Here is a 26,458-nt window from a genome sequence, read left to right on the forward strand (position 1 = left end):
AAAGATACATTCAAACAAGCAGAATACAATCAAAAACAAAGAAAATTTCTACCCCAAATTGAGTCTATACAAAGTATAAAATTACTCCCTGATTTCAGGGATAATTGCTTTATTAATAAACCTTTCACATGATTTGGAAGGTTTTTTTGTGAGATTTTTTCTAAATTACACGCTGAGAAATGAATCTCAATATTTTAATAATTATTAATCACCAATCACATGATTACTTATATGACACTTCCAGGTGATACGTTGGAAAAAATTGCTTCTGATCTGAAAGTAGAAAATCCAATATATCTCAAAGATTTTCATAATAAACATTGTGCTGTATATGACAGGCTTGCAGAACCGGTGAAGATGACCCCGGGAACCCTGCTTTTTATTCCCTTTGGTGATGAAATCAATAAACTCAATCATGAGATCAATAAAAACGGAGATAGCTTATACTACCATCCGCCTCATGGAAAAATACCATACCCAATTCCTTTATTAAGTGGAATTTACACCATAACCCATCAAAAGCTTGAAAATGGAACCGTACAAACCAGCTATTCATACCAAACGGAACTCAAATATCTGAGAGCTGAACAGGATGATTATTTCTTTTCATTACAAATATTTGGTTCTCATAAAAATGGAACAGAATCAGACAGTAAAATGTCAAGCTTATCAAAAGCCACTTCAGCCATCTTATTTCCTATAGAAATCAGAGTAAGCAAAACGGGAAAAATTACAGAGACAAAATTCTTTCATTCCGAAACCGTGATCAAAAACGAACTGGATGCTTTAAAAAAGTATTTTACGGATGATCTGTCTGCATCTTATATTGATCATCTGAAAAAAATGACTGAGAACAATCACCAAGTTTTAAGAAGTATCAGAAATACACTGCCTGTTCAGTTTCTTTTTGGTTCTTTTTACAGAGCAAAATATAAAGACTGGACGGATTCTGATATCTACCATGAGTTTATTCCATGGTTATCCACAGCCTCCCCTATTCGCTTTGAACTTAATAATCGTATTTTTCCTAAAGATAAAGAAAATGATATAGTAAAAATTATACAATTTGGAAATTCCTGTGACTACCGGAATCTGAATCAGCTTTATGATAAAGACTACGAATATCATGAACAGTCTCCTATCAATAGTTATTCAGTTGCCTGCCGTCATGAAGCTGAATATACTTTAAATCTTACCAGTTTAATGGTTCAAAAGGTCGCAGCGCACTTTGAAATTCAGATTGGAGATGTAACAGAACAGGATATTTTCACGATAGAAAAGCAATTAAAATAAATTAGTATCTTTGAAACAACACCAATAAAACCACACAATATGTCCGAATCCGCATCCCCACATGACGGAAAACACTTTGTCATTCAGAAGGGAAAAGCACAATGCAATCAGGGAGACCAATTCCCGCAGTTTAAAGTAACTACCCATCAGAAACATTATTGGAATAATGCAGAGGGGCAGGCAGATTTTTTGGCTGTCACCGAACAAGATCTTCAATTTAATCCTCAGGGCCCTAGCTTTGGAAAATGTAAATTGAAACCAACACCAGGAGGATATCTTCCCTGTGCTTACGCTCCTGCGGGCATATGGCAGAAAACTTATGACAAAGTAAAAGTGATGGGCAATAGCTGTGTCACAGAAATGTCAGAACTAATGTGTTCCACAGGTGGAAAAATTACCATTATGAAACACGGGCAATCCGCATCAATGAGCAAACAGAATGTAAAAAATGCTGATCCACAGGAGCAGCATAACATCAATCCTTTTGTCAATTTTAAAGAATTTCAGAAGGAAACAGAAGATGATGAAGTGGATGCTTATTAATTAAAAACTTTTCGGCCATGTCAAAACAAGGAATTTATAAAATATCGGGAAATACAAAACCAAAGGTTGGAGAACAGGTTACCTATAGAATTGATGAATGGTATCCTGCCACTCCATTAGCCAAAAGAAATCCGGCACACGTCACCTGGCATTTATTTAAAAAGGTAAATGGAAGGTTTGTTCCAACTAATATCAAGAAAGTGGGAGTAAGCAGTTTTACTTTTAATACAAACGCTTACAAAGATACCTTCAGAGTTGAAGCTTATCTTCACAATCCGGAAGGGAGAACTCCTATGGCCTTAGAGGTACAACCACAGCCTAGTGATGTCCCAAGAATCAATAAAGTTGAATTAAAATATATAGATGATACCCCCGGAACCGTTTTTAATTTTACGGAAAAACTAATTGCTGAAGCCAAGTGTATGAATCTGGAAGGGCAATATCTACAGTTTACCCTTTGGGAAGATGATTCCAGAGATTCAGGGCACAGTAATAGCAACCAGTCTATAGAAAATAAAAGGGCAAAGGTTATTAACGGAACCGCCAGAGCAGAATTCATGCTGACGAAAGCCCTCATGAGAAAAGCTATGGAAGGAGAAGCCGACCCTCAGCAACTTGAATTCTATGTAACTGTGGAGTATTATTCCAATAGAAAGCATACAACCAATAATGTCAATGTAAATACTCCTGGGGAATTGCGTCCCGCATCAGGACAACCACAACAACCTCAACCATCACAACCTCAACAGCCACAACGGCCTCAACCACAGCAACCGCAGCCTCAGCAGCCACAACCTGCCCCACCTCCAGTTCAACCTGAACCTGATCCACAATCTGCTCACGGGAGTGCTCATAATACACAGCCACCTACCCCTGCAGCTCCTGGAGGAGTTTCCCCTTCCACAGTTAATCCTGTAAATATTGAAGAACTTCTGGATGCTTATTTTGCTAAAAAAGAATATATCAAAGAAACCGGTGAGGAAGATGGTACCCATACCTATACCTTCGGAGGAAGCAAAAGTGGTAACAAAACCTCTACTGCCGAAGAGAAAAATAAAGTGGCTAAGACTATTCTTGGTAAAATAAAAGATAGCCTGAAGTCTCAAAAGAAATATACTACACTGGAAGTAATTACAGCCGCATTAACTGCTGAAGCTTACGGAAAAGATACTACAAATCAAAAGACTGTTACCTTTAAAACGTTCAAACTGGGTGTAGACTTTAAGAAAGTAGACAGTGCCCCATTAGATAGTAAATTGTACCTGGTAGCCAGAACCATGCTTCTGGACGGAAAACAGGTGACGATCTCCATCAAAGAAAAAGATGGGCTTATTAAAGGTTCTCCAGATGCTGTTCTTCCTGTTCTGGAAATTACCGAAGAACAGATGGAACAAAAAACTCCTGCCGGACAAGCTGTTCCGGGAACTGAAAAAACAGTATTCACAGGAACCGTAAAAAACAATATTGTCCAAATTCCGATTCATCTTCGACCAAAATCCGAAGAAGACTTAAAACAGTGGCGGGATAAACTCAGCAAAGGAAAAGAAGACGGAACTTACACCTATACATTCGGAGGGGCTACCAATATAACTAATGAAGCCCAAAAGGTTTCCACTGCTAAAATCATCCTCGAAAATGCCCAGAAAGGGAATGCCAAAAACACTAAAATAGCAAATGGCAAAACTTCCAGCGAAGAAGAAATAAAAAAAGCTTTAGTCATAAAAAATTATCAGGCCGGAGATACTATTACCTTTAAACTCCTGAAAAAAGTACCAGAATTCCTATACCTTCATGCCAAAGCTCAAGGTCAGAGACAGCATGATAAGAAATTCCTGAATAAGGATGGAGCTTACTTCCAGATTGGAAATAAGTGTCCGAGATGTGAATCTGAATTTACTTTTGAACAGATAAAAGAAGTCTTCCCAGCTGCTGCAAGTAATGAACCTTTAGCTAAGCTCCTGATAAAAGAACTTAATGATATAAGACTGGAATACGAAATCAATACGTGCAGAAGAAAGGCGCATCTTATTACTCAGATGGGTTCTGAAACAGAGTTCCGAACACTCCTTGAAGAAATTCACGGTTACAGTGTTTCTACATTAAAAAGTCTCTTCAAATATTTTAGAAGACATCCAAATGAAGCAGAACTTTATAAAGGAAATACTTATGAATTAGCAATAAGAGCATATGGTTTAAGAAATGTTGATCATGAAAGAGATATTGTTTCCTGTAGTGTATCCAGAACCACAAACTGTAACGATTTAGGGAATGAAACCAAACAGGAAGGCTATACCTATATGGGAAGAGGACTTATTCAGTTAACAGGAAAATACAATTACACTCAGATTAACAGAGAGTTCCAGAAAGCATTTCCAGGTAAGGGGAATTTAATGACTAATCCTGAATTACTGGAACAACCTAAGTATGCAGTTATGTCAGGATTAAGTTACTGGATTAACAATAATCTGAACAAAAAAGCTGATGAAGGGACTTCTGATGATATTGTAAATTCAATTACGAGAATCATTAACAGAAACCTTGATGAAAGCCATTATGTAAGACGTAGAAATTTCTTCAAAAAGGCAGCTACAACTTTTAAAGTTAATGAATGTACTCCAGATGAAGGAGGTGGCAACAGTACCTGGCACGATCCTATAGCCTACTCACAACGAACCTATTATAACTCTGAAAGTGCACACGCAGAGAAAAATGGTGCTTTCGGTAAAGTAAGAAATGGCGGAACGACCAACCATCAGGGATTAGACCTTTTTGCAACACCAGGTACTCCGGCTGTAGCATGCCTAAATGGAACCGTTGTAGAAATAATGGAGAGTTCTTCTTATGGAACTATATTGATTCTTGAAGTAGAAGGAGATGATCTTCGCGCAGCAAAAAGAAATTATACCCTTCAGTTTACTGGAGAAATTGAAAATGGAGAAGGCTTTGATGTCAATGCTTCAAAATATTATCTACGATATTGTCACTTAAGTTCTGTAGAAATCAGAAGTGGAGAAGTAACAGCAGGAAAAACAATCTGTTATACGGGCGATAGCGGTAATGCAAAAGGAGTTCCTAACCCTCATTTACACTTTGAAATTGGTAGTAATAAATATCCTGGACATAAAGAAGGTACAAAAAGCAGAACTAATCCCGCACTTTATGTAAATTTAAAACCTATAGATGAACCTAAACAAACACAAGTTAAAAATGACAGAACTAAAAGAAAGTAACAAGCTAATACTACTCGCTTTTTTAATTTTCTTTGCCTTTTTTGGACAATGTAAGGAAAAAGTCAACGGGGATATTACCACTACAGATTTTAAATTTGAAGGCAGATTTATAACCAATGACGAAACCATTTTCAAATTGAATCAAACCACTATAAAATTATTTTCTGACCAGCCTGATCATGTCGAAATATTAACCGATAATAAAGCTAATAAAATCGATATTACTGAAGCTAATCATTGTAATATGGATGCCGTAGGAGTCTCCGCTTATTTATATAGTAATTCGAATGATGCCAATCTTAAGATCATACTTATAGAAGATTATCAGGACATTCTTACGGGAAGTCTATATGCCGTTTTAGTTGATAAAGACAAACTTGTAAAAACATTCAGGTTTTGCGGTCCACAGTATCATTACGAAAAATATAGCATTAAGGATGTTCTCTCCATACAGAAAATAGCCCATCAGATTTCATTTACTTTTGATCCAAAAAAAATCGTATCAAAAAATAAAGAGCATATATTTAATTTCTCTTTAAATGCAAATCCATCTGATACTTCAGCTACAAAGAATAATGTTCAATCTCAAAAAGATACTCCAAAAGTTGTTACTTCCAGCGAAGTGGTGTTAGACAGTCTCGTATTTGATTTTAACAATGATCAGATAAAAGATAAAGTTTTAATACGCGCCAATCCAAAAGAACAAGAAACGATGGGGGATGAATATTTTAATAATATTGATTCATATTATAGGACATTAGATATTCTTGTTGGTAAGAACAATGGGAAATACACTCAGATCAGCAGTAGTAAGAACATTATTCCTTGTTTAAGATGCAATGAACCCATGGAAGCTTATTCTGATTTCAAACGTATTGGCAAAAATTCTTTTTCAGTAGATGTAATCCAAAAAGCAGAAAGTTCTATTTATCAGTTAATATTTGAATGGAAAAAAGATAATTTTTATTTGGTTAAAATAGGAGTAAAAAGCTTCTATGATGAAAATACTAAGATTATTAAATTAAAACACAGTATCAACATCAACGAAGCAATGACTAAAAATATTTCTGATTATATAAAACAATAACTAGTTTCTCTAAAGATAGACTCAAAATTTTGGAAACAATGAGATTGACTTATTTAACTTTTATATTGTCTTTGTTTGGCCTATTATTAAATTGTAATAATACCAAATTAAAAGAATCCGAGCAAAGCACCATTCCTTCGGATCTAAAAGGAACATGGGCAGTAATTTGTAAAAATGAATTAACAGAACTTGAAATCAATAAAAACGAAGGGTATTTATCACTATATGATTTCAATGCTATTTACATCAATCTAAAGGTCGAAAAGGTATCCAACAAAAATGAATATCTTCTAAAGTATGCAAGTTTAGCCTCTCAGCAAGATTACTATAAGGAAAATTTGAGAATTGTGGATGAAGACATCTCAAAAGATAAGGTGATTGGAAAACTTATTCTGCAAAAAAATGGAAAAGCAGAGTTGCAATGGACCGGATTATATAACATGAAAAAACAAAAGCTGGAATTTGTAGGCAATGACTTCCTTCTCATAAAAGAAAACGGTGGTAAGACTCCCTTGATTCTTGAGCCATGTAAATAAAATTGAAAAATATCATTATCACCCAATTACTGCTTATAACTCTTTTTTCCTGTAAGAAAGACAACCATAAAGCAATTGTTCAACCCACCGAAAATATAGGAGCTCCAGCTCAGAATAACCCAACAAAATCTATAGAAGCTCCGAATCATTGGAAAGGACATTATCATTTTGAAGCATCAAACAGGGATGAGATTAAAACGAGTTATGACATTATGATCAAGTCTCTAAATGATATTTCAATCCAGATTAATGACGGTGGAGATAAAGAATCCTATTCTCATATACGGGCGGAAAAACTCAATGATGATAAAATAAAAATCATTTTCAACCCTTCTTTAGAGGATGAAATGGGAATTATTTACATCGAAAAATCAGATAATACTTATTTAATTTCTGGTTACCCAATCTATTTTATTAACCCTGGAAATAATGAAATGCCTTTAATAAAGGAAAAATAAATACTTTTGGTGTATGATAAAAAATGTAGTAGCTGTATTAGCCATAATTTCATTAATGAGCTGTAGCTCTAAAGAAGTAAAAAAAGACAACCCGCCGAAAGCTGAAAAAACAATTATAAAAGATACTACAGCAAAACCTCAGCAAATTGTTGAAACTTCTTCTCAGGATCAAGAAGATCATTTAAAATATAATCAACTTGGATTAGCTGTAAAATCCGGAAACATTGAAGAAGCCGGAAAACTATTAAAAAACGGGGCTGATATTAACAATGCTGCAGAAGACGAATATTATGCTTATGGAGCTTTATATATTGCCATCAATGCAGGAAATGAAAAAATGGTAAAATTCCTTATAGATCATAAAGCAGATCTCAATACCCAGATCAATGAAGAAGGATATTCTCTTCTTATAGCAGCTATCAACTCCAAGAATGCAAATATTGTGAACCTATTGATACAATCCGGAACAAAAATTGAAACATTTACCGATCCTGAAGGAAACAAAAAATTCATCCCTTTATTAGAAGCTGCTCAAAGCAATCAACCTGAAATAGTTAAATTATTGCTTGAAAAAGGAGCAGATCCACATGAAAAGACCTTTGAAGGCTTCTCTGCTTACCACTATGCCCAAGAGCATAATAAAAGTATCTTTAGTTTATTCAAAAAATAGCCAATCCTCATCATATGACAACAAAAGCAATTCTAACATCTCTATTCATCATTTCTCTTTTATCCTCTTGTAAGAAGAAAACACTGGAACAAAAAATAGAAAGTCTTCCCCCGGCACAAACCACAGCTATAGCAACTCCTTCCAAAGAAACCATAGCAAATATGGAAAATAATTCCTTCACTCTAAGTTGTGGTGCAGGATGTGCAGCCACCTATACTGCTGAAGAAATTTCCCAGGATAAAACTTCCGTAAAAGTAAAGTTCAAAGTGGAAAACTATATAAACGACAAATTGGAGGAAACTAATGAAGAAACCTATCTTTTCTATTACAGCAATACAGGGGAAATTGATAAAATCATCAATCAGGAAACCAATAAGAACATTCTGGATGAATATATCCTCGATGCACAGGAATCATTCAAAGAATTTGCAGCTTCACTGATTAAAAATAAGAAGGTTGAAATTCCACAGGTAAATGAACAAGGCAACTCAGCAAATACAAAATACAGGATATCTGCTTTACCTTTCGATCATGAGGATTATTATTCTACATGTTATGTAAAATTTGATGAAAAAGAATGTGCAAATAGATATCCAAAGTACTCTTATCCTGAAAATAAAAATATTCTTGAGGAATATGGGATTAAAGATATTCCCACCAGCTTTTTCATGCTTCCCAAAATCAATAATGTACAACCTTTTATTCTTGCCTATACAGATTCTGATATAGAAGGATACGATCTGATAGTGGCTGCAAAAAACAAAGTGATTTCATCGTTGCAGATTGCAGAATTTGATGGTGAAACCGTCAATGACTTCATCATTACCAAAAATTTTGAGATTGAACTCTATACAAGAAAAAACACCACCGAAAAAAGAATATTGAAAAAGAAATATAGAATCCAACCGGATGGCAAGATTAAGTAAGGCAACATACAGTAAAAAACGGTGTCATTTTATTCAATAATTCTTAAAAAGAGAAAATGACTGCTGATATTTTTAAAAAGTAAATCAGAACCATACAATGTTATATGCATTTTGATTATTTCTTCAAAAAAACAGAACAAAAGAAGTATAAAGAATCATTTTTACCAATCTAAAACAGAGTTGGAAATAGTCTTTTTTTCATAACTTTACTCTAAATTTCAGCAGTTGGCCAATCTTTACAAAAAAGACTCTCCCTTTCAGGTTTATATATCATTCAAAAAATATTTGGATGTATTGGAGCATATCCGTTATAACGACCGCCTGGAATATAGGGTTAATTATGCTGAATCTTTAATTGAGAAGACGAAGAATTTTAAAGAGCTGAAAGAGGGCTTTCAGGACATCAGCCTTTTGGAAAAAAATGGTGACCTCATCAGATTACTTCTTGCTGACCTCTTCCCTACTGGCCTTACCCATAATGAAATAAAAGCGGCTAGTATTCCTCTTTCCAACATCACCTTCAATTATACCGAAAGATTTAAAGGAATACTGAAAGATGCAGGAACAGACTTTGAGATAGAGCTCAGAAATATTAGCGATAACGAATTTTATGTATTCTGTTGCTGCCTGATTCTGCAAGCTTATTTTAAAAAAGATATTAAAAGTACCATCCCTTTTTATTATGATATCCCCAATAAACAGGGAATCATGAAACATTATAAGATTACAGTAAATTCAGATTTTACTGAAATTTTTCCTACAGAAGACGCTAAAATTCCTTCGGATGATATTCTGGATATGCTGTTGGAAAATCTGGATGATTTTAAACTGTGGAAAAAGTATTTTCCCTCTCAATCATGGATACTGAAAGGTTTTACCATTATTTCTCTTGTGGACTGCACCTCTGAGGTAGCATTGTCTGATCTGAAATCAAGCATGATAGAAATTGATCCCGAAGATTTAAACCCTAATGAAAACCTGACTGAGATCTTCAAATCTTATTTTGATGTAGCCGAACTCAACTTCGGGCTGATGACTTTCAATAAGAAAGAACAAAAGCTTGATAAGCTTCCTATTTATGAAAGCGTATTAACAAATCATATCCTTGACTTCTGGATCAATACGTTTGATGAAGAAACCAGAATAAATACTTTCAACAACTTAAGTCATAATTCAAAACCCATTGTGGTTTCCAATGTGAATAAGCTGGATGAAAATGTCAGGCAGCTTCCATCTTTTAATATTTTAAAGGATAATAATGTCAATAGTTTCATGGTAATCCCTATCATGAAAGACAATGATCTGCTTGCGATCATGGAGTTCACCTCTCCTATTGCCGGTAGTTTTAATGGTTTAAAACTCAAAAAAATGGAGTTTTTCTCAGATATGATTCTTTTCTCTCTGAGCAGGTTCTATTTCGAAAAAAATTACCAGATAGAAGCAATCATCCAGCGTGAATACACTTCAATTCACGATAGTGTAGTGTGGAAATTCAGAAATGAAGCAGAGAAATATTTTACAGCTTCATTGGGTAAAAAAATATATACTTTAAAGCAAATTTCCTTTAAAAATCTAACTCCTTTATTTGGAGTATCTGATATTCGTTCTTCCTCTGAAAAGCGGTTTAACTTAATGCTTCAGGATCTCAACCAACAAATTGAGTGGCTTATTGATATCCTGACATTAACGAATTCTGATTCGGAAAAATTTACACTGGCTCTTGATGTTTTTGAGAATGAACTAAACAATGAAATCAAAGCTGATACAGAACAACGTTTTCAGAGATTATTGAGAGAAGAAATTCATCCTTTTTTACAAGCCAAACTGGAAGTGAGATCATCCCGGGAGGTAAAAACAAAAATTAAGGATTATTTCTTACAGGTACTTTCCCAAACCGATCTGTTCTATAATCACAGAAAAAAACTGGACGATTCTATAACGCTTCTCAACAGAAAACTGGCAGACATGCTGGATGAAAACCAGATCAAAGCCCAGCAGATCTTTCCTCATTACTATGAAAGATTTAAATCTGATGGTGTAGAGCACAATCTATACATTGGCCATAATATTTCGCCGGAACTACATTATACTTCAAAAGTTGTACACAAATTAAGATACTGGCAGCTGAAGACCATCTGCAAAATGGAACTTGAGTTTCAATCCTTTAAACAGGACCTTCCCATTTCTTTGGATATTGCTTCCCTGATCTTTGTGTATAATGAAAAAATAGACATCCGCTTCCGAATGGATGAAAAGCGTTTTGATGTAGACGGAGCCTATAATTCCTACTACGAGATCATTAAAAAACGCCTAGATAAAGCTCACGTAAAAGATTCTTCAGAGCGAATTACTGCTCCCGGAAAAATTACCATCGTATATTTCGGAATGGAAAATCAGAAAGAATATCTGGAATATATCACCAAGCTTCAAAAGAAAGGTATTCTGCAACATGATATAGAATTTCTAAAGGTAGAGGATCTCCAGGGAATTACAGGATTGCTGGCATTGAGGGTTTCTATCAGCCAGGATGATACTGTAAATTAAGATCTGTTTCTTACTTCAAAAAAAATAAAAAAAAATCAGCCAATATAAAAATTGACTGAAAATCATTATATTTTTCTTTTAATTAAAGACTAAAGAAAGCAAATCCAAAAGACAGTACGGAAATAATAATTCCGGCCATAAATATTTTATAGGTTATGGATAAAAGTTTATACTTCCTGTCCAGAACCTTACCCAGATAATACAGATCTTTTACCATAGAATCATAAATATAATCTCTGTCTTTAATCAGATCTCTCATCGCGTCCAGATAGTTATCAAACAACATTTGATTAAAGTTTCCGAAGAACAACAGGTTGACTTTCCTGTTGGCAATATCCTGAGAGGTGAACGTTGTCTTCGTAACATTAGGTTTTGTAGACAATATTGCAAACACAATAGTCAATACGCTTGACAGCAACAATATGAAGCTCGGAAGAATAAGATGTGAATTTTTCGGAGCATCAAGTTTCGGAACCAATACGGAAAGACAAACCGAAATGATAACTGCATTTACAGACAAAAGAATATTCGCTTTACTGTCTGCAATATCACTCAGCCTTGTATGGTTGTTAAGTGTTACCCTGAATAAGGTATCCACACTTCTGTCTGATTTTTCTTTATCTTTTTTGTTATCAGATTTAGTATCCGTATTCTCTTTTTTCTCTTCTTCTTTTCCCAGCTTCTTTTCGATCTTCTTGATATTTTTCTTTTTTAAAGGTTCCCAGTTTTCTTTGGCATAATCTGTATAAAAAGTATGCTTGTTTTTCAGCATATCCAGATTTCCGGCATTCCATTCTTCATTAGAAAAGCATCTTACATTGGTAAGCTCCCATTCTTTTCTTAAAGCATCAGAAATATCATTGTAATCATGGCCGGCAAAATGACTGAAGTCTGCATCTTTTACAATTTTCTCCAGTAAGTTCTGAGGAACATAGGCAATTTTAGTCGCCAGAATCAGTTTCTCCACATCTGAAATATAGCTTTCCGGATAATTTTCCTGATGAAGAAATTTTTTCATGATTTCCACTCCTCTTTCTTCATGATTCATCGCACATTCTATATATCCTGTATCATGAAACCATAAGGCCACAAGTACTTTTTCCTGATCCTCTTCAGAAACAGGGGTATGCTTCATAATCTCCTCGGCCTTATTGACTGTATAGGCAGTATGAATAAAATTATGATAAAAATATACTGAAGATAACTTATCTTTGAATAAGATTTCAACATAATTTTTAGCGTTGTCTAGAATGCTCATTCCTGAATTTTTGTTAATGTAAATTTATGAATTTATCCTTTAAAACTCATCTAAAAAATACTTCTATTGTTCTGAGAACAGTAATGTCCGCCGGAGTGATGTATTCCTGCGCAACATATAACGTACAAAAAGGCAAAAACTTATTCGAAGTAAAAGATTCCGAGATAAAATCTGAAAATGATTTTAAGCTTTTCCTCATTGGAGATGCCGGAAATGCAGATGAACCACAAGCACAGAAAACGCTGAATTTACTTAAAGGCAAGCTGGATTCTGCAGACAGCAACTCTATGCTGATCTTCCTTGGAGATAATATCTATCCCAACGGAATGCCTAAAGAATCTGATAAAGGCTATGCTTTAGCCAAACAAAAACTGGAAGATCAACTTTCTATCACTAAAAATTTTAAAGGAAAAACTCTTGTAATCCCTGGAAACCATGATTGGTACAGTGGATTAAGCGGATTAAATGCCCAGGAATCGTTGGTGAAAAAATATTTTGATGATAAAAAGGCCTTCCTACCTAAAAACGGATGTCCTATTGACGACATCAGCATCACTAAAGATATTAAGTTAATTGCCATCGATACGGAATGGGCAATTACCAACTGGGACAATTATCCAGGAATTAATAAAAGCTGCAACATCAAAACCCGTGAGGATTTTTACACAGAATTTAAAGATCTTATCATCAAAAACCAGGGTAAAAAAATTATTGTTGCCCTACATCATCCGATCATCAGCAGTGGAACCCATGCAGGATTTCATTCTGCGAAATCGCACCTTTATCCTCTGAAAAGTAAAATACCGGTACCAGGAGTAGCCAGTCTTATTAATATTCTAAGAAGCTCTTCAGGAATCAGCCCGGCAGATATTAACAACCAACACTACACTGAGCTGGCCAACAGACTGAAAAGTATTGTACAGGATAAAGATAATGTCATTTTCGTTTCGGGACATGACCACAATTTACAGTATCATGAAGAAGGAAATATGAGACAGATCATCAGTGGCGCAGGTTCTAAAACAGATCCTTCTACCATTGCTGAAAAAACAGACTTTTCCTATGGTGGAAACGGCTTTGCGATCCTCAATATCAGAAAAGACCAAAGTACAGATGTAGAGTTTTTTTCCACAAAGGATGCTAAACTTCAGAAATTATCCCAGATCTCCGTGATATCCAAACCTGATGAATTTGTGAATAATTTTCCCAATACATTCCCAGCTACATTCTCTTCCAGCATCTATCCGGTTCAGCTTACCCAAAAAGGTGGATTTTACCGATGGCTTTGGGGAGATCACTACAGAAACTATTACGGAATTCCTATTGATGCTCCTACGGCCAATCTTTCTGAGCTGAATGGCGGTTATATTCCTTTTAGAGAAGGAGGAGGAAACCAATCCAACAGTTTAAGGTTAAAAGCTAATGACGGACAGGAGTTCGTGATGCGTGGAGTGAAAAAAAGTGCCGTACGATTCCTTAATAATATGGCTTTTCAAAAAAGCACTTTGGCAGAAGAATTAACCAATACTTTCCCTGAGAAATTCCTTTTAGATTTTTATACCACCAACCATCCGTTTACTCCGTTTACCATTGGAAACATGTCAGAAAAACTGAATATTTTCCATAGCAACCCGAAGTTATATTATATTCCCAAGCAACATGCTTTAGGAAAGTATAATCAAAACTATGGTGATGAAATGTATATGATTGAAGAACGTTTTTCTTCGGATCCGAAAACATTGGCTTACCTTGATCATGCAAAAGATATTGTCTCTACTGACGATGTTCTGAAAAACTTGACCAAAAACTACAAATACTCTGTAGACAGAGAGTCTTATATCAGAGCAAGATTGTTTGATATGCTGATTGGTGACTGGGACAGGCATTCTGATCAGTGGAAATGGGCAGAATATGAACAAGGTGATAAAATCATCTATAAACCGATTCCAAAGGATAGAGACCAGGCATTCAGTAAATATGACGGGGCAGCATTCAGACTTATCATGAATGTTCCGGCCATCCGACATATGAAAACCTTTACAGAAGATATCAGCAGTGTAAAATGGCTGGCTATGGAACCTTATCCCATGGATCTTGTCTTTTTAAAAAGTTCGACTCAGGAAGAATGGGAAGCTCAGGCAAAATACATCCAGGAACACCTTACTGATGCGGATATTGATGATGCATTCCATAACCTGCCTAAAGAAGTTCAGGATAGCACCGTAGCAGAGATCCAGAGAAAACTGAAAATAAGAAAAACAAAACTACAGAAATACGCATCCGATTATTATAATGTACTCCAGGAAAAAGTTCCTTTGGCAGGAACTGTGAACCCGGATAAGTTTGTCATTACCAAAAATGGACATTCCGTTCTTGTACAGCAATATAAATTAGGTAAAAACAAAGATAAAAATGAACTGGTTTTTGAGAAGACTTATCATGATTCAAAAACAAAAGAACTTTGGATTTACGGATTGGAAGATGATGATATTTATGATGTAGTGGGAACTGGTCGCCCTAAAATGAACATCAGACTGATTGGCGGCTATAACCATGATGTATATAATGTGGCAGATGGAAGAAAAGTAAAAATTTACGACTTCGCCTCTCAAAAAAACACTTATAATGCAGGAAATGCTACTAAAAATATTGCTGATGATTATGAGATCAACACCTACAATTATAAACATCCGAAATACAATGCATTCGCAGGATACCCTAATTTAGATTATAACCCGGATGACGGGGTTATTGTTGGTGTTTTAGCTAATTATACGGTGAATAACTTCCTCCGTGACCCTTTTACTCAAAAACATAGTTTAAAAGCCAATTTTTATACTGCTACTGCCGGGTTCAGCCTTATTTATAAAGGTATTTTCAAGAAAGCAATTTCGGGATGGGATTTTAATATTGATGCAGCTTATACTACCCCAAGATTTTCACAAAACTTCTTTGGACTCTCTAATGAAAGTCTATATGATAAAGAAGGTACGGAAAGAGAATACAACAGGGCAAGAATTTCAAAATTTAATGTTGCTCCTTCCATCTCGAAGAAGGGCTGGATGAATTTCAGCCATCAGATGCAGCTTACTTTTGAAGATAATAAAGTACAGAGAAAGGACGGACGTTTTATCAACACTTCCCCTGATGTAAGATCTGAGGTTTTTGACAGCCAGCAATTCTTAGGTGCTAATTATACGTTCAGCTATAAAAATGCAGATAACACAGCCTTCCCAACTCTGGGAATGGAATTGATGCTGAATGCCGATTGGAAAGCTACTTTTTCCAATTTCAACAGAAACTTCCTTACAGTAAAAGGAAGATTCGCGATTGACCATAGAATTGATAAAAAAGGGGTTTTCGTTTTTGCCAATGCCAGCAATGCCATGTGGATCAACAATGATAATTTTGAATTCTATCAGGCTGCAACTATCGGAGGTAATAATGGAATGAGAGCATTCAGGAATGAAAGATTCTCTGGAAGATCCTATTTCACCAATAATTCAGAGATCCGTTGGGATTTTGGAAGAATCAGAAATAATATTATCCCTGCCAATCTGGGAATTCTTGTTGGTTACGATATTGGCCGTGTATGGAATGATGGTGAATACTCCAGAAAGTGGCACCAATCAGTAGGTGCCGGAGTTTGGTTAAGTGTTGTGGAAATGATGTCTGCCAGACTGAATTATTTCTATGGTGCAGATGGTGGACGTATCTCTGCCGGAATAGGAATGAAATTTTAAATAAAAATATTTGTCAACAAAAACTCAGGAGTTTCCTGAGTTTTTCTTTTTTAACGAACATAATAGTTTTATATTCAATACGTTTTTATACTTTAGCCAATAAACCATCATAAAAAGCACATTATGAAAACACTTATCACTTTACTTAATATTATTTTAGTTGTATCAAGTATTCAATGCCAGAACCAAAGCAAAAATGGAAACATTGAAAAAAATGTAAATGTAAACACTCAGAAGACAAAAATCGAAAAAATAGAATTAACGGAACAAACCAGAGGCTTTCATACAATAATGACCTTCACTCCTAAGTCTAAAACCTCTTCTTTTAATGGTGAGGAAAAACAATCTCCAATGGCTTCTTCTGACTGGGAGCGCATTACACAACAGGCTGCTGCTATTGATTTATCTAAAATATCAACACTTGAAGCTCCTACTACAGGACGACATTCCGATCAGGCTATGATCGCTAATCTTATGATTACTAGTAATGGCACTACTTATACTTCTGCAAGCTTTGATTCCGGTAACCCGCCCAAAGAATTGAAATCGCTGTACGACGAATTTCAAAGGAAACAATAATAAAAAAATCCCATGGAACACTCCGTGGGATTTTTAGTTGATCTATTTTATTTCAAAATCTATGGTTTAAGAGAAAACTGGTATACATTTCCGCCTTCGTCTTTTCCTTTCTCATCTGCAATCATTAAAGTCTGGTCATTAAGAAAAACAATCGCTTCTTTCTGTGAGTTATGATGTAAAGGGATTTTATTAATCTTAGCAGTACTGAAATCATCTGCGTTAAATCCTGTAAGAACATGTACATTTTTATGCGTCAATAGCACAATCTTATCTTTTGTACTGTTAATGGTTGCTGAAGTAATAGCCGCATCATTATATCCGCCTTCTAACTTCAACTTTCCAATCAGTTTAGCTTCAAAGTCTCCTTCTTTATTAGGTACTTTAAAAACAAGGAAAGTTCCATCAAACCCCTTGCTTCTGTTCTTGGTGAAAAGATAGAAATTCCCATCCATCTCTACAAAACCTTCACAGTCATACAGCAAATTTGATTTTTTCGGTGGGAATTCCGTTTGCCCTTCATAATGGAACTTAGTGGTTTGAACAACTTTTGTAGTGGTTTGGGTAATATCTTTCAGATCGGTTTTTAAAATAGTCAGATCCTGTCGGTTATTATCATTATTTCCAAAATCCCCGATATAAATATTCCCCTGAGTATCTGATATAATGTCTTCCCAGTCTGTATTTTCAGCATTTTCAACCGGAACTTTAGCCATCATTTGCCCACTGTCATTAAGACCATATACCGCATTTTTATTTCCTCTGTCTTCTATGACCCAGATTGTTTTTTTATCTTTTGACAACGTGATCCCGGAAACTTCCTTTAATTTTTTAGGTAAAGAAAACTGGGGCTTCAGATCATCACCCTGAACAGGTGAATTCTGAGCTTTTGGGTTACAACTTAATAAAAGCATAGCGGGAAGTATAAGAAAACGTAACATATTTATGATTTATTTTTTTAACGGAATATAAGTAGCATTAATTGTTCCAATTCTGGGGTTATGATAACTGTTTTGCCTTTTCCCAGAGAACATCCATTTCTTCTAGAGACATATCTGCAAGCTTTAAATCCTGTTCTTCTGCAAGACCTTCCATCTTCTTAAATCTTGAAATAAACTTCAGATTGGTTCTCTCCAATGCTGAATCCGGATTGATTCCTGAAATTCTTGCATAGTTAATCAATGAGAAGAATACATCTCCCAATTCCTGTTCCTTTTTATCCAAATCGGTCTCTGCATGAAATTCCTGAATCTCCTCATCCACCTTTTTCCAGGCATCTTCTGCATCATGAAACTCAAAACCGATCCCTTTTACCTTATCCTGAATTCTATAAGCTTTTACCAAGCTTGGAAGGCTTTTCGGGACTCCTCCTAAAATAGATTTGTTTCCTTCTTTCAGTTTTAATTTTTCCCAGTTCTGTTTTACTTCTTCCTCATCTTTCACTTTAGTATCTCCATAGATATGAGGGTGACGGAAAATCAGTTTTTCATTTAGAGAATTAATAACATCTGCAATATCAAAGCTTCCTTTTTCTGAACCTATTTTAGAATAAAAAACCAAATGAAGCAGTACATCTCCTAACTCCTTTTTAACCTCCTGCAAATCTTCCTGTAAAATAGCATCGGAAAGCTCATACGTTTCTTCCAGGGTAAGATGACGAAGAGACTGCAAAGTCTGTTTCTGATCCCACGGGCATTTCTCACGCAAATCATCCATAATATCCAGTAATCTCCCGAAAGCTTCTAATTTTTCCTGTTTTGTATTCATAAGTAATTGGAAATTCAATATTATACAAATGTAAGGGTTATTCGGACACCATTACAAACGTTGGGAGTGAAAGTTACGAGGTAGAGGGTTCGGGATTCGGGGTGCGGGATAACGTGGTAGACTGAATGTTGAAACCTAACAGGTTTCGACAACCTGTTAGGTTTTTGGAATCTACTCTTTGTAGATCCTTTGTTCCGCTCAGAATGATATCAACAATATTTATCAATTCATACAAACAAAAAAACCTCATCATTTCTGACGAGGTTTTATATGGTAAATTCAAAAATGAGTTATCCTTGTTTTCTGTGCGTACTTTTCGGAGCTGATTTTGCTGCTGAAGTAGCTTTTACTTTTGGAGCTGCCGGCTTTTCTGCTTTTGGAGCTGCTTTTTTAGCATCTAGATCTAAGCTAACTTCTTCTGCTGGCTCACCATCTAAAGTTTCAGGCTCAGCCTTTACGAAACTGTCTGGAGTGATGTATCCAGCTTTCTGAAGTGTGTTGTACCACTGAGCCAATTTCTTGATATCAGAAGCATATACTCTTTCAGTATCGTAGTTAGGAAGAGAAGTTAACATAAAGTCTTTCAAATCTGCATCTGAAGATTTGTGAGAAATTGTTTCTTTGTAATCGTTGTTTTTTGCAATATTTTCAAAAACTTCGAACAATGGAACTTCTTTTTCAAATGTAAACATTGCGATATTATCTAATAAGCTTACTTGGCTTGAGTTTCCAATGCTTACTTTTTTCTTGTTGGTAACATCTTCAATGATGAATCCGTTTCTTAATTGAGAAACTAATTTGTAAAGTCCTGGTTTTCCAGAAATTGAAATTATTTTTTCTAACAGCATAATTTTATTTTTTGTAAATTCTGCAATCAGCAATCAGCTTTTTGCTTTTTATTATTTCTTTTAATCCTTGTTTAAATTATTTCGGAAATCTCATTTTGTAACCGATGCTTACATCCCCCTGAGAGATTTTTGATAGTTTTCCTTTTACCAGCTTTTTCTTCAAAGCACTTAAGTGATCGGTAAACAGAATCCCTTCAATGTGGTCATACTCATGTTGAATTACGCGGGCTCTAATATCGGAAAAAGTTTCTGTATGTTTCACAAAATTTTCGTCATAATATTCAATAACGATTGTGCCCTTTCTTTTCACATCTTCTCTTACATCCGGAATAGATAAACAGCCTTCGTTGAACTTCCATTCTTCTCCTGATTCTTCAAGAATTCTGGCATTGATGAATACTTTTCTGAATTCTGCCAGCTCATCCTTAATATCCTCATAGTCCTCATCTTCCGCAAGAGGAGTTACGTCTATTACAAACATACGGATATCCAAACCGATCTGAGGCGCTGCAAGACCAATTCCGTTTGCGCTGTACATCGTTTCGAACATATTATCTATCAGTTCCTGTAATCCGGGATAATCTTTGTCTATATCTTTTCCCACTTTTCTCAAAACAGGATCCCCAAAAGCTCTTATCGGTAATATCATTTTAATCTTTGTTCTAAAAAATTCTGCAATATGATGGTTGCACTTACTTTATCTATTAATCCTTTTTCCTGTCTTTTCTTCTTGCTTTTTCCACTTTGGGAAATAAAGAATGAAGCCATTTTGGAAGTAAATCTTTCATCAAAACGATGCACTGCAATATCCGAAAATTCTTTTTTAAATTCTTCAATGAATTTTAAAATATCGGTTTCCACCTCTGAAATATTTCCTTTCAAATCTATGGGAAGTCCAATTACTACTTCATCCACTTTATTTTCATTGAAATATTTTTTTAAAAATTCCATTAAATTACGGTTCTCTACAGTGTCCAGCCCACTGGCTATAATCTGCATATCATCCGTTACAGCGATGCCGCAACGGGCTTTTCCGTAGTCTATTGCAAGGATTTGTCCCATAAGTCTGCAAATTTAGTAAAATTTACTGATTTTATTCATTACGCAGTTTTTTTATATAAATCATGTTTTATTCCATATTTTTTTTTATAATTTTAATCTTCCAAAAAACAGATATATGAAGAGACTCATCCTCGTAAGACATGCGAAAAGCGACTGGCCGGAAGAAACGGAGGATTTTGACAGACCCTTGGCAGACAAAGGGCTGCAGGATGCTATGAACATGTCCAGATTCCTTAAAAACAATGATATTTCTATCGAATATTTTGTATCAAGCCCGGCAGTCCGTGCTTTGAACACTTGTAAAATTTTCAATCAAGCTTATCAGCTGGATTGCTCTACGAATGAAAAACTATACAATCCTTCGGAAAGAAATTTTGAATCTGTAATCTATGATCTGGATGACAATCTGAGTTCGGTTGCTATTTTCTCTCATAATAATGGAATTTCCAATTTTGCCAATTCCATTTCGGAAGATATTTTTCATTTTCCAACTTGTGGAGTAGCCGGTTTTGAAGTAGACTGTGAATCATGGTCTGAATTTGACGGTGCCAAAAAGAAACTCCTTTTCTTTTATGAGCCAGGGAAAATATAACTTTATCCCGATTTTTCTTTGCACCATTGTCTTTATACTCTTTTTTTCATGTCAGAAAAAAGAGAAGACTTATTTTGAAACCATTGCCATCAATGATGTAAAACTGTCTGCCACTCCCAAACCCGGAACCTGGAGATATAATCATGATGAAAAATTTCAGCAGTTTGAAGACTTTCAAAAATCAAAAAAGATAAAACCAGAACCGGGAAAGAACACTATTTATCTACAACCTATTGGAGATTTTGATAAGCTTCAGCAAAAGGAAATTGAGCTTACAAAAGACTATTTAAAGATTTATTTTCAGCTGGAAACGAAAATATTACCTGCTTTACCCAACAGGATTTTTCCTAAAAACGTAAAAAGAATTTTCAAAAATGGGCAGGAACAGATATTTGCGGGCTATGTACTGGATAGTTTTTTAATTAAAAGAAAGCCAAAAGATGCAATAGTGTTTATGGGAATTACTGAAAGAGATCTTTTCCCAAGGCCAGATTGGAACTATGTTTTTGGACTAGCATCCTATGAAAATGGTGTTGGAGTTACTTCAATGTACAGATTTGCGAACGGACGTTTAACAGATTCTAACTTTAATGAAAGCCTTTTAAGGCTTATGAAAATCAGTTCTCATGAAATTGGGCACATGTTTGGGATCAGTCATTGCCTGAATGCCAATTGTGTGATGAACGGAACCAATACGCTTACTGAAACTGATTTTCATTATGCAAGAGCCTGCTCACTCTGCCAGAGAAAACTTAACTCCAGCATTCATTATAACAACAAAAAAAGATTATTTGAATTAAAAGAGTTCTTTGAAAGACACCATCTCAATTCAGAGTTTGCCCGTGCTGAAAAGGATATTGATCTACTTCCCTAACATTATTCTCTACTCTTTTTTATTCGCCATCTCTTTCAGATATCGATCATAGTTCATGAAAGGTTCATTGATTCGTTTATTGGCCTTTAAATAGAGCGTTCCGTCTTTATTATTCAAAATCACATTAAATTGGCTGAGAATCTGATTTCCGAATAAGGTTGGCCTTCCTGTCGGTTTCTGAGGATCTGCAGCATTTGTTATAATATCTTTAAATTCTCTTCCGGCAATAGAAGCATTTAACCGAACCAGTTTCCTTTCATTCACCATTTGCAGCTCTTTTAAATTTTTCCAATTTTCGTCCTGACTTGTAAAGTCATCTCCAATCAGCATTGTGCCTTCTCTTCCTGTATCAAAAAGGAACCAAAAAGAATATTTTTTATTGTCCTGAGTAAAATCAACTTTGAATTTTGGGCGATTTTGCTCGTAGAATATTTCTTGTTTTTTAAACTCCTTCACTTTAGCTGGTAATTGATTATGAATCAGCATTATTTTCCTATCATAATCAATCTCAATAATTTTATCCCTGAAAAAGCCATTCCCAACAATCAAATCTTCATCCGGTTTCATATTTCCCACTTCTGTAAGAGGAACATCTTTCCAAACGGCATCTCCTATTTGTAATCTGTTTCCAGGGCTTTTACGAGCTTCATTTACTCCTTGTGTATTACTAATTGTTGTTTTATCTGTAAAAGAAAGTTGAAGTTTTTCTGATGAAAGTTTATTAACACAGGATGTTCCCGCTCCAAGATCAAACTGTATATTTACCTCTTCTTTTTCATTCAGAAGTCCTTTAAAATAAATTCGAGATCCTGTTATTGTAAAGGGGATTTCCAGAGGATAAGGTTTATTTTCATTTTGTTTAAGAGAAATAAAAGAAGGATCTTCTTTAGCCATGATACGAACGAAACAACTGTCTTTTTTATTAAGCAGAACTATTAAATCATAACTTTCCCCATACTGAGCAGTAAAGCTTTGCTTCCCCTGATCTGTAACCACCTCTATCTTACTTTTTTTGTAAGGTAAATTGGTGTAATAGATATCGGGTTTTACTCTGGGATCCAGTCGCCAATCTACTTTAACATTTGCACCGTCGTAAATAATAGCTTTATCACTTGTTGCCTTTATAACGGGAATCTGTTTTTGTGCAGAGATCATTTCCAAACACCCTGTTGAAATGAAAAGAAGTATAAAAATGACTGTAAAAAAAATATTTTTCATAGTTATAAAAATTAATCCACACCAACATAACAAGCTTATTTACAAAACAATAAATCCATATTATTTTACATTTAAAGATATAAAATAATATGGATTTATTGAATTCTTCCTTAGAAAATAGTTTATTTTCTCTTCAGATCCAGATCATCAAAATCGAAACTGAAGTCTGTAACATCAGAAATTGCTTTTAATTTTGCAGACTGAGCTTTTCCGCTTTCATCATAATCGAATATGATATAGGCATCAGCATCATAACTTCTGTCATCCCATTTAATGATGAATGAGTTATTGGAATATGGCAGCAATTCTCCTTTTAATCTTGGTGAATTTTTACATGAAATTCTGTAAGTACTTCCCTGCTGAGCAATTTCTACATCACCGAACCAAACATCGTTAAAAGTTCCTGTAAACTGTTCTGCTTTGGGCTGAAGTGCTTTTTCCTTTTTAAAGGCATCCGACTTTGTAAAAGCTTCTTTTTTTTGTTTATCATATTCTGCTTCTACTTTAGACATTCTGTCTCCATACGTTTTCAGCCAGTTTCTGTCTGCTACTCCAAGATAAGAATCTTTAACCGTATTGGTAATCGTGTTGAACGCTGCTCCAGACTGTTGATTCGTTAATACAACAATCCCTAATTTAAGATCAGGAATGAGAGTAAACTGTGTTACTGTTCCTATTAATCCTCCTGTATGCTGTACTTGTTTGTGTCCTTTTACATCGCTTAGGAACCAGCCTAAACCGTATCCGTAAAAACTTGTATCATAAGGATTCTTAGCCGCTACTTTATCCGGAATCTGTAAGCTCCAAAGCTGTTGAACATTTTTATCTGAAACTAATTTTTTACCGTCTTTAGTGGTGAAATTGTTTAATAAACATTCCGCCCAAGTTGTCATGTCTTTAATATTACTCATAATTCCTCCTGCAGCATTACCGGTTTCATTCCAATCATGAGGAACGGCAATGGCTTTTCCGTCTACAGGTGCATGAGCATCAATTTTATTGGTAATGGCCTTCGCTCTGTTGTAGCTTCCAAAACTGGAGGTCATTCCTACTGGTTTCATGATCCTTTGTTCAATAAATTCTGCCCAGCTTAATCCGGAAATTCTGTGGATAACTTCACCAGCAACAATGAACATGATATTGTTATAATCTAAGGTTGTTCTGAAAGGGTTTTCAGGCTTCAGGTATCTTACGTTGTGAACAATATCATTAACGGTTAAACTTCCGCCTTCCGGGAAAAACATCAGATCTCCCTGTCCCAGCCCTAATCCAGCTCTGTGAGTAATCAAATCTTTGATGGTCACATTTTGAGAAACGTATGGATCATACATCTGGAATTCAGGAATGTATTTAGAAACTTTATCGTTCCAGTTCAGTTTTCCTTCATCTGCCAGAATCGCCAATGCTACACAAGTGAACCCTTTTGAGTTGGAAGCAATTCCTACTAAAGTGTTATCATCCATTGCCTGTTTTGAGGTAAGAGAACGCACTCCAAATCCTTTGGAATAAGTAATTTTTCCGTCTTTTACAATTCCTACAGACATTCCTGGAACGTCAAAGGTTTTCAAAGTATTTTGGATCAGATCATCCAGTTTTTTCTCTTCAACCTGTGCATTCGCCAATCCTACGGTTAAAAGAAAAATGAAAAAAGAAAATTTCTGTTTCATTATTTTTTAATTTTCTCAAATTTAGTAAATAACATGCGTCCGGAAGAGGAAAATTGTGATTTATGTGGAGAGAGGCTGCAAGAGGGAGGCTGTAAGTGCTCTAAGACGTTTAATAAAAGGGAGCTATTTTACACTTAATCTCTTCCCTGGGCTATAATTTAATATTACTACCTACAATAACTTCCAGCCTCCTGCTCCTAACTTTTCCCCCACAAAAAAACCGGAAGAAAACTCTTCCGGCTGTCGTTAAATCAAATGATCTTATTGTACTAACAAAAAAGAAATTATTTTTTAGAAATGATATTAACTCCCATTAATCGTCCACTTCCTTTAAGTTTAAACTCAACTTTTGTATTTTTAGAAACAGGGTCATAAGAACTTAAACCTGAAAAGTTATCAGCCTTATTATTAGACATAAAATAGATTCTGTTTTTATATAAGAATGGGTTCTGATAGTTGTAGAAATTATCCACAGGAATATCAAGTTTTACAGCTTTCTTTGTCTGAACATCAATTTCGTTCCAGAACCAGATATCATTTCTATAGCCTACTCCATGCCCGCCACTGTAATAAGATGCACCTGTTGAAGGAATGGTAGTATAGATTTTATTATTGTATGCGAAAATTCTGTTAAATTCAGCCGGCTGCACATAATTCTTCATATCAATTTCAAAGTTAGAATCGAAAGTAGTTTGCCCGTTCTTTATTCTAAGAATTTTAGATGAGTAGGCTGCATCCTGAGCTTTCATATCTGATGCTGCTACCATATAAATATCTTTGGTTACCTCATCAATACTCCATAGAACATGGTCAGTGAAAAGCCCAAGATTTGTAGTGTTAGCATATCTTGTAACGTTCTCCACTTTTTTTGAGGTCAGGTTATATACAGCAACCGCTACTTCTTTTACAACAGGTTTGATCTGCCAGTTTGCTCCTTTTTTACCAATCTGTAAATCAAGATACAATTTATCATCTCTTTTGATTAAAATTAACTGTCCTGCAGCCTGATAAGCTGTTTCTCCAGGTTCAAGGTCTCCAGGGTTAATGATTCCCGCTAATGAAGAAAGATCAATTTCTCCTGTACGCTGCATGGTTCCTGGGTTAAAAGTCTGGATTTTAAGCATTCCTCTTGAACCATCCCAATAATATCCTTCTGTATCACTTACTACAAGATAGTTAGGCTCAAATCCATTGTTTTGGGTAGCGATGAAGCCTTTTGAAGAAATATTTCCGGCATTATCAGCTGTAAGTTTAGAAAAACCCTCTTCCGAAGATGCTGCACCACCAAGTCTGTACATATTCTCCCCGAAAGCTTTTCCCCCTGCAGAATACGCAATCTGATAGAAAGGTTTCTTGTCAGCTAATGAAAGTTCTCCCTGAGGAAGTTCTGAGAATGAATAAATATTTCCACCCCATCCAGCTGTACTGTTATAAATGATCCAGCTGTCTTTAGTTTGTGTTGTTGGTTGTTTTTGCTCTTCAATATTGTCATCGCTGCTGCAATGGGTAAAAAGCAAGAGGCTTAATGCAGATAAAAGTATTGAAATCGGTTTTGATTTTCTCATG

Annotated in this window: 22 protein-coding genes; 13 read left to right on the top strand and 9 right to left on the bottom strand. The window is 35.2% G+C overall.

Features of this window, described 5'->3' with window-relative positions; translation table 11 throughout:
• Positions 1-219 precede the first annotated feature (219 nt).
• The 9 genes from BLS98_RS21685 (at position 220) to BLS98_RS21725 (ending at position 11,287) form a co-directional block, all read left to right on the top strand.
• Entirely contained in the window at positions 220-1,293 is a 1,074-nt protein-coding gene (locus tag BLS98_RS21685; protein ID WP_139166168.1) for a hypothetical protein, read from the top strand.
• A gap of 39 nt (positions 1,294-1,332) precedes the next feature.
• Positions 1,333-1,836, top strand: a complete 504-nt coding sequence (locus tag BLS98_RS21690; RefSeq protein ID WP_089739380.1) for a DUF4280 domain-containing protein — start codon at positions 1,333-1,335, stop codon at positions 1,834-1,836.
• 17 nt (positions 1,837-1,853) lie between these two features.
• The gene (locus BLS98_RS21695) at positions 1,854-5,066 is read left to right on the top strand and encodes a peptidoglycan DD-metalloendopeptidase family protein (RefSeq protein ID WP_089739383.1); all 3,213 of its coding nucleotides are present in this window, start codon (positions 1,854-1,856) and stop codon (positions 5,064-5,066) included.
• On the top strand, positions 5,044-6,153 hold the full coding sequence (locus BLS98_RS21700) for a hypothetical protein (protein ID WP_139166169.1): 1,110 nt from the start codon (positions 5,044-5,046) through the stop codon (positions 6,151-6,153). The genes BLS98_RS21695 and BLS98_RS21700 overlap by 23 nt, the downstream gene beginning before the upstream one ends.
• A gap of 38 nt (positions 6,154-6,191) precedes the next feature.
• A complete protein-coding gene (locus tag BLS98_RS21705; RefSeq protein WP_089739386.1) occupies positions 6,192-6,689 on the top strand; it encodes a hypothetical protein in 498 nt (165 codons plus the stop codon).
• A gap of 2 nt (positions 6,690-6,691) precedes the next feature.
• The gene (locus BLS98_RS21710) at positions 6,692-7,147 is read left to right on the top strand and encodes a hypothetical protein (RefSeq protein ID WP_089739388.1); all 456 of its coding nucleotides are present in this window, start codon (positions 6,692-6,694) and stop codon (positions 7,145-7,147) included.
• Positions 7,148-7,160: 13 nt separating this feature from the next.
• Positions 7,161-7,817, top strand: a complete 657-nt coding sequence (locus BLS98_RS21715) for an ankyrin repeat domain-containing protein (protein ID WP_089739390.1) — start codon at positions 7,161-7,163, stop codon at positions 7,815-7,817.
• Between the two features lie 14 nt (positions 7,818-7,831).
• Positions 7,832-8,743: a hypothetical protein gene (locus BLS98_RS21720; protein ID WP_089739392.1), complete on the top strand. Its 912-nt coding sequence runs from the start codon at positions 7,832-7,834 to the stop codon at positions 8,741-8,743.
• 225 nt (positions 8,744-8,968) lie between these two features.
• Entirely contained in the window at positions 8,969-11,287 is a 2,319-nt protein-coding gene (locus BLS98_RS21725) for a GAF domain-containing protein (RefSeq protein WP_089739394.1), read from the top strand.
• An 82-nt stretch (positions 11,288-11,369) separates the two neighbouring features.
• Here BLS98_RS21725 and BLS98_RS21730 read toward each other — a convergent pair whose 3' ends face one another.
• Entirely contained in the window at positions 11,370-12,545 is a 1,176-nt protein-coding gene (locus BLS98_RS21730; RefSeq protein ID WP_089739396.1) for a Pycsar system effector family protein, read from the bottom strand.
• A 26-nt stretch (positions 12,546-12,571) separates the two neighbouring features.
• Between BLS98_RS21730 and BLS98_RS21735 the strand changes: the two genes are divergently transcribed.
• Positions 12,572-16,288, top strand: a complete 3,717-nt coding sequence (locus tag BLS98_RS21735) for a metallophosphoesterase (protein ID WP_089739398.1) — start codon at positions 12,572-12,574, stop codon at positions 16,286-16,288.
• Positions 16,289-16,411: 123 nt separating this feature from the next.
• Positions 16,412-16,867 carry a hypothetical protein gene (locus BLS98_RS21740; RefSeq protein WP_089739400.1) on the top strand — a complete coding sequence of 152 codons (456 nt, stop codon included), beginning with the start codon at positions 16,412-16,414 and terminating at the stop codon, positions 16,865-16,867.
• 59 nt (positions 16,868-16,926) lie between these two features.
• Here the strand turns inward: BLS98_RS21740 and BLS98_RS21745 are convergent, their stop codons facing one another.
• The 5 genes from BLS98_RS21745 to ruvX all read right to left on the bottom strand — a co-directional run bounded on the left by BLS98_RS21745 (position 16,927) and on the right by ruvX (position 20,541).
• Positions 16,927-17,805, bottom strand: coding sequence for a hypothetical protein (locus BLS98_RS21745; RefSeq protein ID WP_089739402.1), 879 nt, complete (start codon positions 17,803-17,805; stop codon positions 16,927-16,929).
• 58 nt (positions 17,806-17,863) lie between these two features.
• Positions 17,864-18,631 (bottom strand): nucleoside triphosphate pyrophosphohydrolase, encoded by a 768-nt coding sequence (gene mazG, locus BLS98_RS21750; protein WP_089739404.1) that lies wholly within the window; start codon positions 18,629-18,631, stop codon positions 17,864-17,866.
• Positions 18,632-18,921: 290 nt separating this feature from the next.
• Positions 18,922-19,479: a DUF5606 family protein gene (locus tag BLS98_RS21755; protein WP_089739406.1), complete on the bottom strand. Its 558-nt coding sequence runs from the start codon at positions 19,477-19,479 to the stop codon at positions 18,922-18,924.
• A 76-nt stretch (positions 19,480-19,555) separates the two neighbouring features.
• Positions 19,556-20,128, bottom strand: a complete 573-nt coding sequence (def, locus tag BLS98_RS21760; protein ID WP_089739407.1) for a peptide deformylase — start codon at positions 20,126-20,128, stop codon at positions 19,556-19,558.
• Positions 20,125-20,541: a Holliday junction resolvase RuvX gene (gene ruvX, locus BLS98_RS21765; RefSeq protein ID WP_089739409.1), complete on the bottom strand. Its 417-nt coding sequence runs from the start codon at positions 20,539-20,541 to the stop codon at positions 20,125-20,127. Before ruvX ends, def begins: the two co-directional genes overlap by 4 nt.
• Before the next feature lie 115 nt (positions 20,542-20,656).
• Here ruvX and BLS98_RS21770 point away from each other — a divergent pair, with 115 nt between their 5' ends.
• Both BLS98_RS21770 and BLS98_RS21775 read left to right on the top strand, forming a co-directional pair.
• Positions 20,657-21,133, top strand: coding sequence for a SixA phosphatase family protein (locus tag BLS98_RS21770; RefSeq protein ID WP_089739411.1), 477 nt, complete (start codon positions 20,657-20,659; stop codon positions 21,131-21,133).
• The gene (locus BLS98_RS21775; protein ID WP_089739413.1) at positions 21,114-22,007 is read left to right on the top strand and encodes an archaemetzincin; all 894 of its coding nucleotides are present in this window, start codon (positions 21,114-21,116) and stop codon (positions 22,005-22,007) included. Before BLS98_RS21770 ends, BLS98_RS21775 begins: the two co-directional genes overlap by 20 nt.
• A 9-nt stretch (positions 22,008-22,016) precedes the next feature.
• Here the strand turns inward: BLS98_RS21775 and BLS98_RS21780 are convergent, their stop codons facing one another.
• The 3 genes from BLS98_RS21780 to BLS98_RS21790 all read right to left on the bottom strand — a co-directional run bounded on the left by BLS98_RS21780 (position 22,017) and on the right by BLS98_RS21790 (position 26,457).
• The gene (locus BLS98_RS21780) at positions 22,017-23,225 is read right to left on the bottom strand and encodes a retropepsin-like aspartic protease (RefSeq protein ID WP_089739415.1); all 1,209 of its coding nucleotides are present in this window, start codon (positions 23,223-23,225) and stop codon (positions 22,017-22,019) included.
• Between the two features lie 122 nt (positions 23,226-23,347).
• Entirely contained in the window at positions 23,348-24,892 is a 1,545-nt protein-coding gene (locus BLS98_RS21785) for a serine hydrolase (protein ID WP_089739417.1), read from the bottom strand.
• 284 nt (positions 24,893-25,176) lie between these two features.
• Positions 25,177-26,457, bottom strand: a complete 1,281-nt coding sequence (locus BLS98_RS21790) for a hypothetical protein (protein WP_089739419.1) — start codon at positions 26,455-26,457, stop codon at positions 25,177-25,179.
• Between the last annotated feature and the right edge of the window lies 1 nt (position 26,458).

The sequence above is a fragment of the Chryseobacterium jejuense genome, assembly GCF_900100075.1.
Taxonomy (GTDB): domain Bacteria; phylum Bacteroidota; class Bacteroidia; order Flavobacteriales; family Weeksellaceae; genus Chryseobacterium; species Chryseobacterium jejuense.

Excerpts from the sequence above, each read along its gene's own strand:
- BLS98_RS21685 (WP_139166168.1), top strand. The coding sequence starts at position 220 with ATGATTACTTATATGACACTTCCAGGTGATACGTTGGAAAAAATTGCT.
- BLS98_RS21690 (WP_089739380.1), top strand. The coding sequence starts at position 1,333 with ATGTCCGAATCCGCATCCCCACATGACGGAAAACACTTTGTCATTCAG.
- BLS98_RS21695 (WP_089739383.1), top strand. The coding sequence starts at position 1,854 with ATGTCAAAACAAGGAATTTATAAAATATCGGGAAATACAAAACCAAAG.
- BLS98_RS21700 (WP_139166169.1), top strand. The coding sequence starts at position 5,044 with ATGACAGAACTAAAAGAAAGTAACAAGCTAATACTACTCGCTTTTTTA.
- BLS98_RS21705 (WP_089739386.1), top strand. The coding sequence starts at position 6,192 with ATGAGATTGACTTATTTAACTTTTATATTGTCTTTGTTTGGCCTATTA.
- BLS98_RS21715 (WP_089739390.1), top strand. The coding sequence starts at position 7,161 with ATGATAAAAAATGTAGTAGCTGTATTAGCCATAATTTCATTAATGAGC.
- BLS98_RS21720 (WP_089739392.1), top strand. The coding sequence starts at position 7,832 with ATGACAACAAAAGCAATTCTAACATCTCTATTCATCATTTCTCTTTTA.
- BLS98_RS21730 (WP_089739396.1), bottom strand. The coding sequence starts at position 12,545 with ATGAGCATTCTAGACAACGCTAAAAATTATGTTGAAATCTTATTCAAA.
- BLS98_RS21735 (WP_089739398.1), top strand. The coding sequence starts at position 12,572 with ATGAATTTATCCTTTAAAACTCATCTAAAAAATACTTCTATTGTTCTG.
- BLS98_RS21740 (WP_089739400.1), top strand. The coding sequence starts at position 16,412 with ATGAAAACACTTATCACTTTACTTAATATTATTTTAGTTGTATCAAGT.
- BLS98_RS21745 (WP_089739402.1), bottom strand. The coding sequence starts at position 17,805 with ATGTTACGTTTTCTTATACTTCCCGCTATGCTTTTATTAAGTTGTAAC.
- mazG (WP_089739404.1), bottom strand. The coding sequence starts at position 18,631 with ATGAATACAAAACAGGAAAAATTAGAAGCTTTCGGGAGATTACTGGAT.
- BLS98_RS21755 (WP_089739406.1), bottom strand. The coding sequence starts at position 19,479 with ATGCTGTTAGAAAAAATAATTTCAATTTCTGGAAAACCAGGACTTTAC.
- def (WP_089739407.1), bottom strand. The coding sequence starts at position 20,128 with ATGATATTACCGATAAGAGCTTTTGGGGATCCTGTTTTGAGAAAAGTG.
- ruvX (WP_089739409.1), bottom strand. The coding sequence starts at position 20,541 with ATGGGACAAATCCTTGCAATAGACTACGGAAAAGCCCGTTGCGGCATC.
- BLS98_RS21770 (WP_089739411.1), top strand. The coding sequence starts at position 20,657 with ATGAAGAGACTCATCCTCGTAAGACATGCGAAAAGCGACTGGCCGGAA.
- BLS98_RS21775 (WP_089739413.1), top strand. The coding sequence starts at position 21,114 with ATGAGCCAGGGAAAATATAACTTTATCCCGATTTTTCTTTGCACCATT.
- BLS98_RS21780 (WP_089739415.1), bottom strand. The coding sequence starts at position 23,225 with ATGAAAAATATTTTTTTTACAGTCATTTTTATACTTCTTTTCATTTCA.
- BLS98_RS21785 (WP_089739417.1), bottom strand. The coding sequence starts at position 24,892 with ATGAAACAGAAATTTTCTTTTTTCATTTTTCTTTTAACCGTAGGATTG.
- BLS98_RS21790 (WP_089739419.1), bottom strand. The coding sequence starts at position 26,457 with ATGAGAAAATCAAAACCGATTTCAATACTTTTATCTGCATTAAGCCTC.